The organism is Butyricimonas sp. (assembly GCF_019423355.1).
Taxonomy (GTDB): Bacteria; Bacteroidota; Bacteroidia; order Bacteroidales; family Marinifilaceae; genus Butyricimonas; species Butyricimonas faecihominis.
In genome coordinates, this window is record NZ_JAHZBP010000002.1 from 25,697 (window position 1) to 42,696 (window position 17,000).

A 17,000-nucleotide genomic window follows, 5' to 3' on the forward strand; every position below is an offset into this window, starting at 1 on the left:
TTGATAATTATCAAGTATTTTCCCTCCCGGTCGCCCTAACTTTGTCCCGTAACACTTAATAAATACAACTATGCAATGGATTTTACTGGTATGTGCCGGATTATTGGAAATCGGCTGGCCCCTCGGCTTTAAACTTGCCGGATTACACGAGAAATACTTCTACCACTTCATCGCCCTTTCCGTGGTCTCCATGGGGCTGAGCGGGTTCCTGCTCTATCTGGCACAAAAGAGCATCCCCATCGGCACGGCATACGTCATCTGGACCGGAATCGGTGCAGTCGGTACCGTGCTATTGGGAATTTTCTTTTTCCATGACTCGACGAATATATACCGTCTCCTTTTCGTGTTCCTGATCCTAACGGGAGTTGTCGGGCTGAAACTAGTGCATTAATTAAATAGATAACACCTTCATGAAACAATTCTTACAATCGAATTCAAGCCGGAACCGTCCCAAATTGTTGGAAAGATACAACGGAAATTTCAACGCCTTATCCTTCCCCGTCTTACGGCACATCCCCAGCTCGAACAATAGGCAATAGCGGGTAGTCATTACTTCCCGGCCACTCCACCTGTTTTCCTTCTCGAATCCCGGTTCAACCGTCTCCACCCCATGCTCCCGATAGAACTCCGTTGCAAGACGGTTCACCACGTTCAGCCGCCAGTCGGCACTCCCAGTATACTTCACGTCCCGGTTCAAAGGCTCCTGTACCCATCTCTCCCGTTGCTCCTCCCGTTCCCGGCTCAAGGTATCCAGCAATTGCCGACGATAGCCATTCACCACGGAAGAAGGAATGAAAAGCACCGTTTCATCGAGATATTCCACCTCGCAACAATCGTACTCCGTGTCCCCGCTCTTCCGCAATTGTCCCACCACACGTTCCATCTGTGCGGGATTCGTGGCCACCTCGAACGTCTCGTCACTCCGTATCATCACGGAAACCCCATTCTCGTCCGTGGCCACCAGTACCAGCCGAGCATCCTCCGCGTACACGTCAACCTTCACTTTAATCTTACGCACGGAAGTCCCTTTAGCAAGACGTGTTACAAACTCGTGGTCATAATTCCGGTACAACAACGTTCCCGGTTTCACGTTCAATCTCTCGTTACAAGTCAGACGATTTCCCTCGGCCGTATTCACCTTCACTCCCCGCAATTCCCGGCCATCAAAGTAACACAACCCATCAGCGTTATGCACGGGTTCCAACAACTCTACCCACATCTGATTTCCCTTCACCTGCTTCACCATGGCCACCTTCTTCCCCATCGACTTCGGGGAATCCATGCTCACCATACCCGTTTTCCTCTGCACGAAGAAGTAGTCCGTGTATCCCCGGTTAAAACTCCGCTCGGGATCGGCCTCGAAAGCGGCCTTCACGTATCCGGCACCCACTCGTGCCAAATCCTCATTACGAGCCACAATTTCATCCAGACGACCGGAATAATAATTCGTGACATTTGCCACATAATCCGCCTCCTTCAACCGTCCCTCGATCTTGAAAGAATCAATGCCTACTTCAACCAACTCCGACAAATGAGCCGATAAGTTCAAATCCTTCAGCGAAAGCACATACTTATCCTTCAGCACCACCTTTCCCGCATCATCCTCCACCGTCCACTGCATCCGGCAGGCTTGGGCACACTCGCCCCGGTTAGCCGATCGTTTCGTCAAGTAATGTGACATATAGCATTGTCCGCTTAAACTGACACACAAGGCCCCGTGAACGAAATACTCCAGCTCGGCTTTCACTTCCCGGCGAATCTCCCGTAATTGTTCCAGTGACAATTCCCGCGCCAACACGATACGTTGGAATCCTAGCCGATCGAGAAACTTGATACGCTCCAGATCATAATTATGCATCTGTGTGCTGGCGTGCAACGCTATCGGTGGCAAATCCAACTTCAATATGGCCGGGTCCTGCACGATAATAGCATCCACGCCGATCCGGTACAGGCTGTGAATCAATCGTTCTACCTCCGGCAACTCCTCGTCATAAAGAATCGTGTTCAGCGTGACAAACACCCGGCAATAAAACCGATGTGCATAGCATACGGCCTTCTCTATGTCCTCCAGACTGTTCCCTACCGCTTTCCGGGCCCCGAAAGCCGGACCACCGATATACACGGCATCCGCACCGTTATTGATAGCGGCAATCGCCACATCAACATTCTTTGCCGGGGAAAGTAGCTCCACTCTTCTCATCTTCTACCCTCCAATGCGCTGACATCCACGTCCGGATAATCGGTTCCGTGTACCACGGGAACCTCAATCAACGCTGTCGACGGGAAATATTGTTCCAAGTAATGTTTGAATATCGTAATCGAGTCATTCGTGATCCACTCACTATCATTCGGGAAACGATTGTACACGAGACACGCCACCTTAATTCCCCGCGTACGGCAAAGCTCTAGGCTCATCAGCGTGTGGTTAATACTTCCCAGTTTGGAAGACGCCACGAGAATCAAAGGATAATCATACTCCTGAATATAATCTATCGTGAAATAATCCCTAGTAACAGGCACGTACAGTCCCCCGGCTCCCTCCAGCAACACCATATCGTACAAAGCTTCCAGTTTACGGGTTGAAACCGTAATCCGCTCCATATCCAGCGTCACCTTATCAATCTCCGCCGCCAAATGAGGCGAGGCCGGATACGTCATCACGTAAGGACACGTCGTCCCATCCTTATCCACGGGTTGCGGTTCGATTCCCATAATCTCCCGGTGTTTCAGAATATCCTCTGATATACCGACCCATCCCGTCTGTATAAACTTCTGGGTAATCACGTTTACCCCTCTCTTTCTCAAAGAGCGAGCCAGTAACCCGGTCACCACCGACTTTCCGGCATCTGTATCTATTCCACTTACAAAATATACCACCTTATTGATTTTAGATTTAATAATTTTAGATCCTACTAATTTCTTGATTTAGTGATTTCCGATTTAGTGATTCCCACCCTCTACGCGACGCTCTTTTTAATCACCTAATCATTGAATCGGCAATCACTGAATCTTTCCACTCTCCACTTTTAGTTTTTAGCTTTTAACTTTTAGCTTCATTTCCTCCTACACACAAAATAAAGCGGATGGTAAGTTAGGGCAACCTTTCCGTCAATGGCAAAGCGGGCGTTATAGTCCTTGATAAAGGCATCCACCCGTCCTTTCGTCCAGATTGTCGGATCACCCGAAACATTCACCCCCGTCTTTTTCAGATGTTGGAGTACCGCTAACGGGGTATCAAATTCAAGCATATGAAATTCTTCCTCTATCAATTCGATTTCAAAGTAAGGTTTCAGCATCTTTTCCAGTTCTTCCTTATTCCGATAATCAAGCCCGCCCCCCGTGGTCAGTCGAATTTCACGCAAGTTAAATTTCCCAAAGGTACTGAACACCAACACCCCCCTTTGCTCCAATCGCTTGGACAATTTCTTGAACGTTTCTTCCGGAGTCGTAAACCACTGAAAAGTGGACGCAGAAGCAATCAGATCAAAACTAAGGGGCAAAAACAACTTCTCCACATCCCCCGGGAAACAATGCTTCAGCGGCACATGATTAACCGTCGCCGCGTGATAACACAACTCCTCCACCAGATCATTCAAGTACAACCCGTCACTCGGAAAAGTTCGTTGCAGTTGCGAGGTCAACAAACCCGTACCGCAACCGATCTCCAATATCTTCTCCGGCACACGCTCCACGGATGACAAAATCATGGGAACCATCCGATCAACGACCATTTTCTGCACTCGCGCATTGTCATTGTAACTGACCCGACTCCGCCTAAAACGCTGTTCTACCTCTTCTTTATTTATTTCCATATCTTTTCCCAATTATCTAACACGTAAAACGGGTAATGTCCCCCCGGTAGCGTAATAATCTCGACACGATTCCCCCACCAGTTTCGTTGATTTTCCACCGGGAAGATAACATCCCCCTCGGAAACATAAACCCGCTCCCAGTGCATTTCGGGCATTTCCCGTGCCGACTGCTCCCGGATAAGTCGCAATTCGTCCCTTTGCTCATCAATAGCCCTGCAAGGCCTGTTTTCCTTGAAACGTTCCATTTCTTCCTTCCCGGAAAACATACGGGCAAAGAACTTGTCTCTTCCTTGTTCGGTCATACCCCGTTCGGTCAGCAAATATATCTTAGGATGAATCCCATAATGCTCATCCACCGGGCGTTCTGTCCCGTTGATAGCCACCCGGCAGGAAACAGGAATATTCCAACGACTCAACAACACCGATGCTGCCCACACTCCCATCGACCAAGCCACGACCCGGACACTCTCGTACCCCTCAACCTCCGGTGCATCCTCCCCGGAAATATCCCGGTAATCGTAGAACAAAAGCAAATCACCCATACCCCTCACGTGTTGCACAGTATGTTCATCCATACCCCAACCGCAAAAAAATAACGTGAGCACCCGGTTTCCCTCTTTAGTAATCCATTTCCTTTTCATGAGATCGCCTTTGACGAGTTATCAGTTTCAAGTTGAGGATCAGACCTGTGCGGATGAAATTTAAAATCTAAAATCATGAAATCTAAAATTATTAAAGACTAATTTCTATAAACTCCATCAAACAATCATAATCCTCCTCCGGAATCGCTGCATTCAACGAGAACCGGATACGTGCCTCGTTCTTCGGCACGGTCGGGTATCTCACAGGCAACACAAAAAAACCATTATCTTGGAACAACTCGGACATATAAACACTATTCTCGTTACTCCCACACAGGAAAGGCACGATATGAGAATCTCCCCGGGTCTCGAATCCCCGGTTTGCCAGTGTCACTCGCAGTCGTTCGGCAAGACCGGTCAGTTTCATACGATAAGAGTAAAAATCCGGCATCCGGTTAAGGATAAAACGAGTCCATGCCACGTTTACCGGAGGCAATGCCGTGGTGAAAATCAAACTGCGCTGCGTGTTCACCAAGAAATCCCGAAACATCTCGTCACAAACCACGAAAGCCCCGTAAGATGCAAATGCCTTCCCGAAAGTACCCACGATAAAATCAATATCATCCATGCAGCCCTGCTCCTCGCAACATCCCAGCCCGTTCGTACCCCGAACCCCGACAGCGTGCGCCTCATCCACATACAGGAACGTATCGTATTCCCTCTTCAGATCACACAACTCCTGCAAGTCTGCCACGTCACCATCCATGCTAAAGATTGACTCCGTCACGATAAACACGTTCTCGTACTCCTCCCGATGATTAAACAAGATTTCCCGTAAATGCTCGTAATCTAAATGATGGTAACGCAACATCTCGGCCTCACTCAACCGCAAGCCGTCGATAATACTGGCGTGTACCAGCTTATCTGCCACGATCAAGTCCCGTTTCCCTACTAATGCGGGTAATATTCCGATATTTGCATGATAACCGGAATTTAACACCAAGGCGGCCTCCTTCCCGTACAAATCGCTCAAATCATTCTCTAACAGGTTATAATACTCGTGATTCCCCGATAACAAGCGGGACGACACGGCACTATACGACAACAATTTCACGTCCGTCTCCTTACGAAAATCCTCGTATAACACCGGGTTCGACGCCAACCCCAAATAATCGTTCGACGAGAGATTCAGCATCTCCCGTCCATTATAATGTATCAGGAAACCGTTATGCTGCACGTCTCGCAGCACCCGGTAATTCCCCGATTCCTTTATCTTGTTCAGTTTATTAATATATCGTTCTTTATTCATAGTGTTTTGCCTTCGGCAAAGTTACAAGTTAGCAAGTTACAGGTTACAAATCCTTGCATTTTCAATTACTTCAAATACGAAATCACGTGCAACAAGGCGGATGTCAGCCTTTGCAGTTCCCAGTCACGGATGATGAAAGGCGGCATGACATACACCAGCTTACCGAACGGACGCACCCACACGCCCTCTTTCACGAAAGCGGCTTGGATCAGCCCCATGTTCACGGGTTCCTTCATCTCCACCACGCCGATAGCGCCCAACACCCGCACGTCCGCCACGTTCGGGAATTCCCGAGCCGGGGCAAGTTCTCTTTCCAACTGGTCTTGAATATGCCCGATCATGGTCGTCAAGTCATAACTCTTGATCAGATCCAGCGAGGCATTTGCCGCGGCACAAGCCAACGGGTTACCCATGAACGTCGGACCGTGCATGAACACACCGGGATCTTTCGCACAAATCTGGGTAGCTACATTCTCCGTCGCCATCGTGGCAGCAAAACTCATATACCCGCCCGTAATCGCTTTCCCTACACACATGATGTCTGGCACGATACCCGCATGATCCACTCCCCACATCTTACCCGTGCGCCCAAACCCGGTGGCAATCTCGTCACAAACCAGCAACACGTCGTAATCGTTACATAACTCCCTCACCTGCCGCAAGTAATCCGCCGAGTAAAACCACATTCCCCCGGCACCCTGCACAATAGGTTCCAGTATCACGGCAGCAATACGGTTGTGGTTATTCCGCAGGCTTTGTTTCAGTTCTTCAATATGCTCCGGTAGGCAAGGCTCCCCGTAACGGGCTTCCGGCCGGTGAATAAAATACTGCATGGGCAGTGATCCCCGGAATATATTATGCATTCCCGTCACGGGATCACACACGGACATGGCATTCCACGTATCCCCGTGGTATCCCTTCGTGATCGTCAGAAAATGGCGTTTATCGTCTCTCCCGGCAGCGTACCAATATTGTAGGGCCATCTTCATCGCCACTTCCACGGCCACCGAGCCGGAATCACAATAGAATACCTTGTCAATCCCATCGGGGGCCAGTTCCACCAGTTTCTCGGCCAGTTCTACTGCAGGGCGATGTGTTAGCCCGCCAAACATGACATGTGACATACTCTTTAATTGCTCTTCAATAGCGGCATTAATAACCGGGTGATTATACCCGTGTACCACGCACCACCACGAGGACATCCCGTCAATCAGACGCGTCCCGTCCTCCAGTTCAATATACACACCTTCCGCCCTCTTCACCGGATAAACCGGAAGTGGGTTAACCGTTGACGTATAGGGATGCCACAAATGCTCCCTGTCAAACTTCAATAATTCTGCCGTGTTCACTTTATAAAGTTAAAAGTTATAAGTTAAAAACTAAAAGTTAAAGATTATCTTCTGTCGTAAAGCCTAATCTTTTCACCTTCTCCATATCCTCTATCACCTTCGAGCCGATCGTGGTCAGAAGATCACCCACGATAGCCGAGTTAATCCCGGCCCGGATGGCATCTTCCTCGATATGAGCGATCAGCGCCCGTCCCCCGGCAAAGCGCAAGAAGGCATCGGGATTGATGAAACGGAAAACTGCCACCGTCGTCAACACCTCCTCGTCCGTAAGTGGCGCTGCTCCTTCCAGCGGGGTACCCGGAATCGGGTTCAGCACGTTCATCGGGATAGATTTCACGCCCAACTCCCGTACCGTCAGCGCCAAGTCCACGCGATCTTCCATCGTCTCGCCCATGCCGATGATACCCCCGGAACACACTTCCATCCCCAGCTCAAGCGCATGGCGAATCGTCTCGATCTTCTCGTCCGTCGTGTGGGACGTGCAAAGAGTAGAGAAATAACGGCGGGACGTTTCCAAGTTACAATGATAGCGGGTTATACCCGCATCTTTCAGTCTTTTCAATTGCTCTCTCGTCAGTAACCCCATGGAAGCGCAAAGGTTAATCTTCATCTCCTGCTTGATCTTGACGGCATACTCGCACAACTTGTTAATATTCTTATCCGACAAGGAACGCCCGCTCGTGACGAACGAAAACTTGTTCACCCCGTACTTGGCATTCAACCGGGCCAGCTCCACGCAGCTCTCCTCGTCAATCAGCTCGTACTCCTGCACGTGCGTTTTGAACACGGCCGACTGCGCACACCACTTACAATTCTCGGAACAACGTCCCGAACGGGCGTTCACGATCGAGCAAGTATCAAAATACCGCCCGGCAAAACGATCCCGAATAGCCCCGGCCGCCTCGTACAAAGCCTTCTTATCTTCCACCCGTGACAATACCAACGCCTCTTCCCGGGTAACCTGTCCTCCCTCTTCCACCTTTCGCTTTAATTCCTCTATAATATTTTCTTCTTTCATTTTCTGTTTCCTGTTAAAAAATAAAAAAGGTACCCTGCCCAAGGACAGGAATACCTTCAAATTTCAAATTATGATAAGAATTAATGAAGACATCCTCCATACCCATGCGAGTCGGCAATAGCTCGCACCCCGCTCGTTTCACCTTCTCCACGTACCCTTCGAACAACCTCTCCAACCGCTCGAACACTTCCGCCAGCATCACGATCACGCCCTTCCTCGACGATTTCTGTAACGACATTTCGCAAATATGAATAGCCAGCCGCCCGATCCGGACATTCCGTCCCAGTGAGGCGAAAATAGCGTACCCTTTCCTGTTCCAACGGGAAAAGCACAACATCAAACCGGATCGCATAGCACGTTTGTTCATATCAAAATGTTACCATTACAATAAAACGTCGCAAGTTAATAAAAATCTTTTTAATCGGAGGAATAAATTCGTGTATTTCTCCCACGGATAATTCCATGTACTCCGACTCCACACATGAGTAGAATCATGACAAACTACTCCCAATAAAAATATAAAAAGGCCGGGTGACTAATGCCACCCGGAAAATCGCGCATCAATATATAAAAATCCATCTTTTCGTCATGAAAAAATATGTAGCGCGAAACTTAAGTTCAGGTTAAGTATATAATTGTCTTTCCTTTTGTAAATCCCCCGGGAGAATATGAAATCCCGGGGGTCCCGTTTTTCGCTTTCGTCATCTCGACGATAGATTTTCATATAACGATTTGTCAAATATACAAATATTTTTACAAAATATAGCTATGCGGCTATATTTTTAATTATTATTTTCAACCGAACGTTAATTTAAACGATCGTGGCCATGAAGCATAAATCGTAAATCCTATCTTATTTTCTCTTGTCATTCCGCCAACAAATCTTTAGCTTTGTACAAAACAAAACATCATGGAAAAAATAGACTTGAACAAAATATACAAGCGGAAAAAGAGCGACCGTGACATATTTCAGGAACTCATGCCTTTCAAGGTAAAAGAAATTCTGCTCATCGCCAACTACTACGACTCCTACACCATCGAACGGGAAGGACAATTCTCCGGGAAGATATTCGGTGAATATCTCCAACTGAACCTTTTCGCCGCTCCCCGTTTCACCTCCGTGGCAAACGAGGAAGGAGCCTTGCACGAGCTGAAAAAACGCCATTTCGATTTGATCATCATCATGGCAGGATTGGACAAAGAAACCCCCATCCTCACCAGCCGTCACATCAAAGAACTCTACCCCGACATCTGCCAGCTCATGCTGGTCAACAATAACGCGGACCTCTCTTACCTGCTGAGTTCAGAAAAAGAGATCAGCGAATCCATCGAGCGGGTATTCGTGTGGAACGGCTCCACGAAAGTGTTCCTCGCCATGGCCAAATACCTAGAGGACAAGATCAATCTAGAGGCCGATACCAAGCTGGGCGACGTGCGGGTGATCCTCGTCGTCGAGGACTCTGTAAAGTATTATTCCCGCTATTTGCCCCTACTCTACACCGAGATCATGAGCCAGACGCAGGCCATCATTGCCGAGGAACCCTCCAACGACGAGATGGGCGTGATCCTCCGGATGCGGGTGCGCCCGAAACTGATCCTTGTCAGTAACTTCGAGGATGCCGTGGGCATCATCAACAAATATCGCAACAACATTATCGGTGTCATCTCCGACGTCCGCTACGCCCACAACGGCGTGGAAGACGAGGACGCCGGGGTCAGTCTCATAAAATACGTGCAGCAACTTGACAACAAGATACCCTGCTTACTCCAAAGCCACGAAGCTAACAACGAGCGTCGGGCACGGGAAGTGAACGCTCATTTCATCAACAAGAACTCTCTCACGCTGGCACGGGAAATACAGGACTTCATCAAAAACCAACTCGGTTTTGGAGATTTCATCTTCCGGGACCACAACGGAAAGGCCATTGACCGGGCACACAATATCGAGGAATTCCGCCAAAAGCTCATGACCATCCCCGATGAATCACTGGAATACCATGCTATTCGCAACGGGATCTCCACGTGGCTCATGGCACGAGCTGAAATCAATCTAGCGAAAAAACTACGCCGTTACAGTTTCAGTTACTTCAAAAGCCCGGACGAAATACGCCGTTTCATAGCGAACGTCTTCGAGGCATCGAAACTCAAGAAACTACGGGGACGCATCATCAAGTTCAACCCGAAACTCGTGAACTCCAATCGCTACATCACCCTGCTCGGCGACGGATCGCTCGGTGGCAAGGGGCGAGGATTGGCGTTCCTCTCCAACTTCATCGAGAATGTTTACCTCAAGAAACTCATCCCCGACCTACGCGTGGCTATCCCCAAGACAGCCGTTATCGGCGTGGATGAATTCGACAACTTCCTAGAGACCAACAACCTCTACGACGTCATCTTTGAGGACAAAGAATATGATCACGTTCTGGAGGCCTTCCGCACCGCACGCCTCTCCGAGAAGTTACGTGACAACCTGCGGAAGTACCTTCAGGTCATGACTAAACCGCTAGCAGTGCGTTCCTCCGGGCTTTTCGAGGACTCGCTCAATCAACCGTTTGCCGGGGTCTATTCCACCTACTTGCTCCCCAACAACCACCCGGACTTCGAGCGTCGGCTGGAGGATGTTGAGAACGCCATCAAGCTCGTCTTCGCCTCCATCTACTCGCCGGAATCCCGGGCATACTTCAACGCCATCGACTACATGATCGAGGAAGAGAAAATGGCCGTCATCATACAGGAAGTCATCGGTAACGAACATAACGGACGATACTACCCCGAAATCAGTGGTGTCGCCCAGTCCTACAACTTTTACCCCTTCTCCTATATCCAGCCGGAAGACGGGTTCGCCGTCACTGCCATCGGGTTGGGAGCCTACGTCGTGGGTGGTGAAAAGACGCATCGTTTCAGTCCCGCCTATCCCAAGTTGCAACTGGCCTCCACGCAGGACAAAATCAAGGCATCGCAACGCTACTTCTATGGAGTGAATATGCTTGCGCAGGATTACGACCTCTACCGGGACGGGGAAAATGCCGCTATCAAAGCGTATGACATCTCGGAGGCCGAGCGTGACGGTACGCTGGAATACACCGCCTCCGTCTACGACTTCATGAACGACCAGATTACTTACGACTTTTCCGTCAAAGGACCCCGCATCGTGGATTTCTCCAAAATACTCCAGTACGACTATTTCCCGTTGGCACCTACCCTGCAAATCCTACTGAACATTTTCTCGCAGGCCATGGGTTCCCCCGTCGAGATCGAATTCTCCGTTAACTTCGAGAGCGGCACCCCCATCTTCTACCTCTTGCAGATCAAACCGCTAATCAAAAACGAGTATAACATCGACATCGACGACCTGTCCATCGACCCGACACACGTGCTGTTAAAGGCTGATAAAGGAATGGGGAACGGAAAATTGCAATATATCCGGGATGTCGTGTACGTCGATCCCGACAAATTTGACCGATTACGCACCGAAGAAATCGCCGAGGAAATCAAACGTCATAACTCGCAGATCGCCCGGGAAGGCGATAAGTACTTGCTCATCGGACCGGGACGCTGGGGTACACGCGACCCGCTCACCGGGATACCCGTGCAATGGTCAGACATCGCCAATGCCAAAGTCATCGTGGAGCAAGGACTTCCCGACTTCCCGCTGGATGCCTCCCTCGGCTCGCACTTCTTCCATAACGTCACCTCCATGAAAGTGGGTTACTTCGCTATCCCCTTCCAGTCCGCAGATGCCTTCATCAACTTTGACATCCTCCGGCAACAGGACGTTATCGAGGAGTTTAAATACTCCCGCCACGTGCGCTTCAAGGCCCCGCTGACCGTGTGGATGGACGGGAAGAAACAGACGTCGGTGGTTACGTATTAGTCATAAAGGGGCTGTCCAAGAAGTCAATTTTAAACAACTACCCCCACTAACTCCCCCCTTACACAGGGGGAGAAACCGCTTGGCAATCAGCTCTCCCCCTGTGTAAGGGGGAGCCGGAGGGGGTAGTTGACAATACCATACAAGACTTTTGACACACCCCAAAGCGCCCCGCTAGAGGTCCACGGGCTTTATAGACCTGATAACTCCCTTTCCAAAGCCCTTCCCAGAAATAAAACAATCCAAAATGGCAGTAAATTCTATATATTGAGTTAAAATTATTAATTTTGTTCCTGCGTTAAACCAACTAAAATATTTGAAACATGACGATTGAAAATTACATTCAAGCCGGCTTACAGCATTTGGGTGTTTACTCGGAAAGTATTTCCGACATCATCTACTTCATGGCCCTGCTTGTGATTATCGGTATCATCAACTGGATTATCCACGTGCTTACCCGCCAATGGCTAGCACGTATCGTACTAAAGCTGACCAAACGGACGGCAACGAACTGGGATGATCTCATGCTCGATCAACGATTCTTTAACCGGCTGGGACTTCTCATCGCCCCCATCGTGATACAAATCGTATTCAAGGAATTCGAGTGGACTCAATTTGCCTTCCTTATGAAACTGATCAATGTCTGGATCACACTCTCCTTCCTGCTCATCGTGTCGAGCATACTGGACGGCATCAACCGGATATACGATAGTTACCCGATGGCCAAGGACCGCCCGATCAAGGTGTTCATCCAAGTGATCAAGATATTTTTCTACTGTGCCGCCACCATCATCGTGATCAGCATACTGATCGATAGAGACCCCGTTGCACTACTTGCCGGACTGGGAGCCATCTCCGCCGTCCTCATGCTGGTATTCAAGGATTCTATTCTAGGGTTCGTGGCCGGAATACAGTTAATCTCCAACCGTATGGTAAACATCGGGGACTGGATTGTCATGCCCAGTAGTAACGCGGATGGTGACGTGATCGAGATCAACCTCACCACCGTGAAAGTGCAGAACTGGGACAAAACCATCTCCACGATCCCCACTTACAAGCTCGTTTCCGAGTCATTCACCAACTGGCGGGGAATGCAGGAATCCGGCGGACGACGCATTAAACGATCCGTCAACATCGACATCTATTCCGTGCATTACCTCACGAACGAAGACCTTGAAAACCTGAAACAATCAGCCCTGCTCAAAAGCTACATAGAGGGAAAGATGAAGGAGCTGAACGAGTATAATGCCAACGTGGAAAACCCGCTTGATAAACGCCGCCTGACCAATATCGGGACTTTCCGGGAATACATGGAGGCGTGGCTTGCCGCCAACCCCAACATCAACCTCGACATGACCCACATGGTACGGCAACTACAACCCACCCCGACGGGAATCCCGTTAGAAATCTATTGTTTTTCGGCACAAAAACAATGGGTAATCTACGAACGAGTACAAGCCGACATTTTCGACCACTTGTTTGCCATTCTCCCACTTTTCAAACTGAAAGTGTTCCAATACCCAACAAACATGGAGTGGATGCAGGAAAACTAAAAGCTATAAACTAAAAGTTGGAAGTCATTCACGGCCTCCAACTTTTATCTTTTAGTTTTTATCTTTCTAGTAGCAATCCCAATGATACAACACCCGGCTAAAATCCCGTTTAGCCAAGTTCTCCGGACGGATAAAGAAATTGCACACGCCGGAATCCCCCCACACGATCTTGTAATCGTCCGTCTCGTCCGAATCCAACTGGAACAACAAGATTGAATTTTCCTTCAACTCCTGATGATACTCCCGCGGGTCAAGCTGCGTGAAGAAGGGATACCCTCCCATGCGATGCCCTCCCATATCCAGTTGGTCGTAAACCTTATCCAGCTCATCCTCCGGGGCTCGGTCCAGAGAGGCCACCCGGGCATCGGGATTTGCCTCGTTATAGGCATCCAACAGCAATTTATCGAAACGATAGTCTCCGCCCCCCATCGGCATGGACGATTTCTCGAAATTCAGTCTTAATTCACCATCCACCGGGAAACCATCCGGGTACTCCACGCCATCTGTCGGCAAAACGGAAAGTAAGGCCGTCTCGTCTTCCACGACTTCCTCGTGATAAATCACCCGGAATCCCTTCTGCTCTTCCGGATTCTCGAAATTCAACCCGTGGGCATTTTCTCCCGCAATATAAAACTGGAGAATTCCCTTTGTCGGGAAACCATCCAACGGCGGCATCTCGCTGAAATTCACCTGTGCCAAGAAACGCAAGGGCAACAACTTTCGTTCTTCCACCTGTTCAACAGCCTCTCCTGCGGCTGCGGAAGGCACGGTGGTTGTGCCTCCATCCAACCCGGCAAACGGCCCGGCTACCACGCTCGCAGCCACCGCAGGTGCTTGTCCTTCCGTGACAACCGTACTCCCCGCCTCCTCGTAAGGATAGTCAAACCCTTTAGGCATATAAGGCATCCCCCCGATCTTGCTCTCCCAAGGTTTAGTCGTTCCTTTTGACGGGATCAGCGTCACGCACTCTGTCGTTGTTTTCTCCTTGATAACCCGCAGTATTCGATCTGCTGAAGTCTCTTTCTTCCCTTCATTTCCTCCACCTCCGAATATTTTATTAAAGAATCCCATAATATCGTCTTATTAAATGATTTCCGTGCCAAAAATACAAAAAGAAACTAAAAGTTAAAAGCTAAAAAATAAAAGTTAGAAATAAAAGCCTAGATTTCTATTAACTTTATTTTAAGTATAAGCACACTCATTAACTCCAAATATTCGTTAACATAACACATTTTTAAGTAGCTGAAATAAAGCATATTACAACAAATCTACGTTTCCACCCTCTCGTAACCCGCGCCAGCAAAGGGCTCAGAAGGTTCATAGCCTGCTTAAAGCCTGCTAAAAGCTTGGTATTAGCCTGCTCTACCTAGGCTAGTACCAAGCCTAAAACAGGCTACATTTAGTTAAGCAACCAGCCTACCATCCAGAGAGAATAGCAAGTATATCCAAAAAATAGTTCTTTTTAACGAATCTCCAAACGCAGTAAAGTCATATCCACGCAAGGCCTCCCGTTATCGATGATCGGTTCCGGGTAATTATCCGTGAAGAAATTCTTCACCACGTGGTCCTGCACGAAACCGTAACGCTCGTAATACCCCACGCCACCCTCGCTCGTCCCTACCCACAAGCAAGAAAAACGATCTTTATAGTAACCGGCCAGAAAAGAAAGAATGTACATTCCGTACAGTTTCCCTTGATACTCCGGCAACACGGCCAAATTCTTGATTTCCCCCTTTTCGTCAACGACAGCCTCCCCGATCACCTTCCCGTCCCTCTCCAAAACGAACATATCGCTCTCCTCCAAGTAACGGTCAACCATCGCCTCGCACGGGTCCGCATCCAGTAGAAGATGAAGATACGCTTTCTTATCCCCCGTCACCTTTACCATTCGCTGCGGGGGATTCTTTAAACGCAGGTACAGGATCGGGTAAGGTTTCCCGCAACCGTCCGTTTCCGTGCGGCGTTCCACCTCAAACCCCATCCGGGCATAAAAGCTCACGGCCTGCCCGTTTTGCTCGTTCACGGCCACCGTCTCCGCGTGAACATCCTCGATCGCCCACTCGATAAGATCACGACCGATGCCCTTTCCCCGGTAATCCGGGTCCACGAAAAGCATCTCGATAGATGTCATGTCATACCCCAAAAAGGCTACAATTTCATCCCCTTCATAATGAAGTAGCAAGGGCAACTTCTCGCAATTCTCACGCACAAAAGGCCTGTAAAACTCTATATCTCCTTCCACGAGGAAATCATGGGTGGCTCGCACGGAGGCCTCCCATAATTCCACACATCGTTCCACGATTTCCGCTCGGTTTCTCTTTTCTTTCATTGCATATTCTTTGATAACCACATCCCGATATCTTGTTTTGCCAAGGCCGCCGCCATCAAGTCCGGGAACTTGTCCGGGGTACAGGCAAATGCCGAAACACCCAGTTCTGCCAAGAATTGGGCGTTCTCCTTGTCGTAGAAAGGCGCCCCGTCGTCATTCAGAGCCAACAACACGATCAACTGCACCCCACTCTGCACGAGAGAAATCATCTTCTTGCGCATCTCCCGCTCGTTACCCCCCTCGCACAAGTCGGTCACGAGAACCAGCACTGTGTCCGCAGGACGGGTAATCACCGTCTGGCAATACCCCAAGGCCCGGTCAATATCCGTACCGCCACCCAGTTGCACGCCGAAAAGCAAGTCCACCGGGTCCTGCAAATCATCCGTCAAGTCAACTACCGAGGTGTCAAACACCACCATACGGGTCTGCACGGACGGGATCGAGGCTAGCACGGAGCCGAATATTCCCGAATAAACCACGGACGCCCCCATCGAACCACTCTGGTCGAGACACAGCACGATGTCCTTCAACGCCCGGCGTTTCCGGCCGAAACCGATACGAACCTCCGGGATAATTGTCTTGTATTCCGGCTGATAGTTCCGTAGGTTTTTCTCGATCGTCGTCTTCCAGTCAATTTCGTTATAGCGGGGATTTCGCCGCCTGCTGGAACGGTTCAAAGTCCCGGTAACGGCCTGTTGCATGGGTGACGATAGCTTTTTCATCAGCTCGTCCACCACTTTACGCACCACTTCCCGGGCAATAGCCTTGTTCTTCTCCGGTATCACCCGGCTCAAGGACATCAACGTTGCCACCAGATGCACGTCCGGCACCACCGATTCAAGCATCTCTTTCTCGGTCAGTAACGAAGTCAAGTTCAATCGCTTGATAGCGTCCTTTTGAATCACTTGTACAACCGTCTGCGGGAAAAACTCCCGGATGTCTCCCAACCAACGGCTTACCTTGGGAGCCGAACCACTCAATCCCCCTTTACGGTCACTATCGTACAAAGCATTCAAGGCAGCATCCACGCGACTCTCCTCGGCAGAGAGAGAAACTCCCGTTCCATCCGCCTCGTTTCCTCCCAGTATTAATCGCCATCGCTTTAAAAGAGCTTCTTCCATTTTAGATTTTAAATTTTAGATTTTAAATTCCTCCTACACAGGCCAACGTTTTTTGAT

At 49.3% G+C, this 17,000-nt stretch carries 14 protein-coding genes; 3 read left to right on the plus strand and 11 right to left on the minus strand.

Annotated elements, in window-relative coordinates; translation table 11 throughout:
• The first annotated feature begins 70 nt into the window (after positions 1-70).
• Entirely contained in the window at positions 71-391 is a 321-nt protein-coding gene (locus QVC79_RS02830; protein WP_087420125.1) for a DMT family transporter, read from the plus strand.
• Here the strand turns inward: QVC79_RS02830 and QVC79_RS02835 are convergent, their stop codons facing one another.
• The 8 genes from QVC79_RS02835 to QVC79_RS02870 all read right to left on the minus strand — a co-directional run bounded on the left by QVC79_RS02835 (position 392) and on the right by QVC79_RS02870 (position 8,436).
• On the minus strand, positions 392-2,200 hold the full coding sequence (locus tag QVC79_RS02835) for a peptidase U32 family protein (protein WP_270593895.1): 1,809 nt from the start codon (positions 2,198-2,200) through the stop codon (positions 392-394).
• The gene (gene bioD, locus QVC79_RS02840) at positions 2,197-2,886 is read right to left on the minus strand and encodes a dethiobiotin synthase (RefSeq protein ID WP_124316652.1); all 690 of its coding nucleotides are present in this window, start codon (positions 2,884-2,886) and stop codon (positions 2,197-2,199) included. The genes QVC79_RS02835 and bioD overlap by 4 nt, the downstream gene beginning before the upstream one ends.
• 167 nt (positions 2,887-3,053) lie before the next feature.
• Positions 3,054-3,812, minus strand: a complete 759-nt coding sequence (bioC, locus tag QVC79_RS02845) for a malonyl-ACP O-methyltransferase BioC (RefSeq protein ID WP_124316653.1) — start codon at positions 3,810-3,812, stop codon at positions 3,054-3,056.
• Positions 3,803-4,453, minus strand: a complete 651-nt coding sequence (locus tag QVC79_RS02850; protein WP_124316654.1) for a DUF452 family protein — start codon at positions 4,451-4,453, stop codon at positions 3,803-3,805. Before QVC79_RS02850 ends, bioC begins: the two co-directional genes overlap by 10 nt.
• Before the next feature lie 91 nt (positions 4,454-4,544).
• A complete protein-coding gene (locus QVC79_RS02855; RefSeq protein WP_270593891.1) occupies positions 4,545-5,702 on the minus strand; it encodes an aminotransferase class I/II-fold pyridoxal phosphate-dependent enzyme in 1,158 nt (385 codons plus the stop codon).
• 65 nt (positions 5,703-5,767) lie between these two features.
• A complete protein-coding gene (gene bioA / locus QVC79_RS02860; protein ID WP_270593890.1) occupies positions 5,768-7,051 on the minus strand; it encodes an adenosylmethionine--8-amino-7-oxononanoate transaminase in 1,284 nt (427 codons plus the stop codon).
• A 37-nt stretch (positions 7,052-7,088) separates the two neighbouring features.
• Positions 7,089-8,069 carry a biotin synthase BioB gene (gene bioB, locus QVC79_RS02865; RefSeq protein ID WP_270593889.1) on the minus strand — a complete coding sequence of 327 codons (981 nt, stop codon included), beginning with the start codon at positions 8,067-8,069 and terminating at the stop codon, positions 7,089-7,091.
• Positions 8,070-8,082: 13 nt separating this feature from the next.
• Complete coding sequence (locus QVC79_RS02870; RefSeq protein ID WP_124316657.1) at positions 8,083-8,436, minus strand: hypothetical protein; 354 nt, start codon at positions 8,434-8,436, stop codon at positions 8,083-8,085.
• A gap of 543 nt (positions 8,437-8,979) precedes the next feature.
• Here QVC79_RS02870 and QVC79_RS02875 point away from each other — a divergent pair.
• Both QVC79_RS02875 and QVC79_RS02880 read left to right on the plus strand, forming a co-directional pair.
• The gene (locus QVC79_RS02875) at positions 8,980-11,943 is read left to right on the plus strand and encodes a PEP/pyruvate-binding domain-containing protein (protein ID WP_124316299.1); all 2,964 of its coding nucleotides are present in this window, start codon (positions 8,980-8,982) and stop codon (positions 11,941-11,943) included.
• A gap of 320 nt (positions 11,944-12,263) precedes the next feature.
• The gene (locus QVC79_RS02880; RefSeq protein WP_124316298.1) at positions 12,264-13,493 is read left to right on the plus strand and encodes a mechanosensitive ion channel family protein; all 1,230 of its coding nucleotides are present in this window, start codon (positions 12,264-12,266) and stop codon (positions 13,491-13,493) included.
• 66 nt (positions 13,494-13,559) lie between these two features.
• On the opposite strand, the gene QVC79_RS02885 is transcribed toward QVC79_RS02880, so the two are convergent.
• From QVC79_RS02885 to QVC79_RS02895, 3 genes are all read right to left on the minus strand, one after another.
• Entirely contained in the window at positions 13,560-14,564 is a 1,005-nt protein-coding gene (locus tag QVC79_RS02885) for a YwqG family protein (protein ID WP_124316297.1), read from the minus strand.
• Between the two features lie 391 nt (positions 14,565-14,955).
• Positions 14,956-15,822, minus strand: a complete 867-nt coding sequence (locus tag QVC79_RS02890; protein WP_164719588.1) for a GNAT family N-acetyltransferase — start codon at positions 15,820-15,822, stop codon at positions 14,956-14,958.
• Positions 15,819-16,943, minus strand: a complete 1,125-nt coding sequence (locus QVC79_RS02895; protein ID WP_270593881.1) for a VWA domain-containing protein — start codon at positions 16,941-16,943, stop codon at positions 15,819-15,821. Before QVC79_RS02895 ends, QVC79_RS02890 begins: the two co-directional genes overlap by 4 nt.
• Between the last annotated feature and the right edge of the window lie 57 nt (positions 16,944-17,000).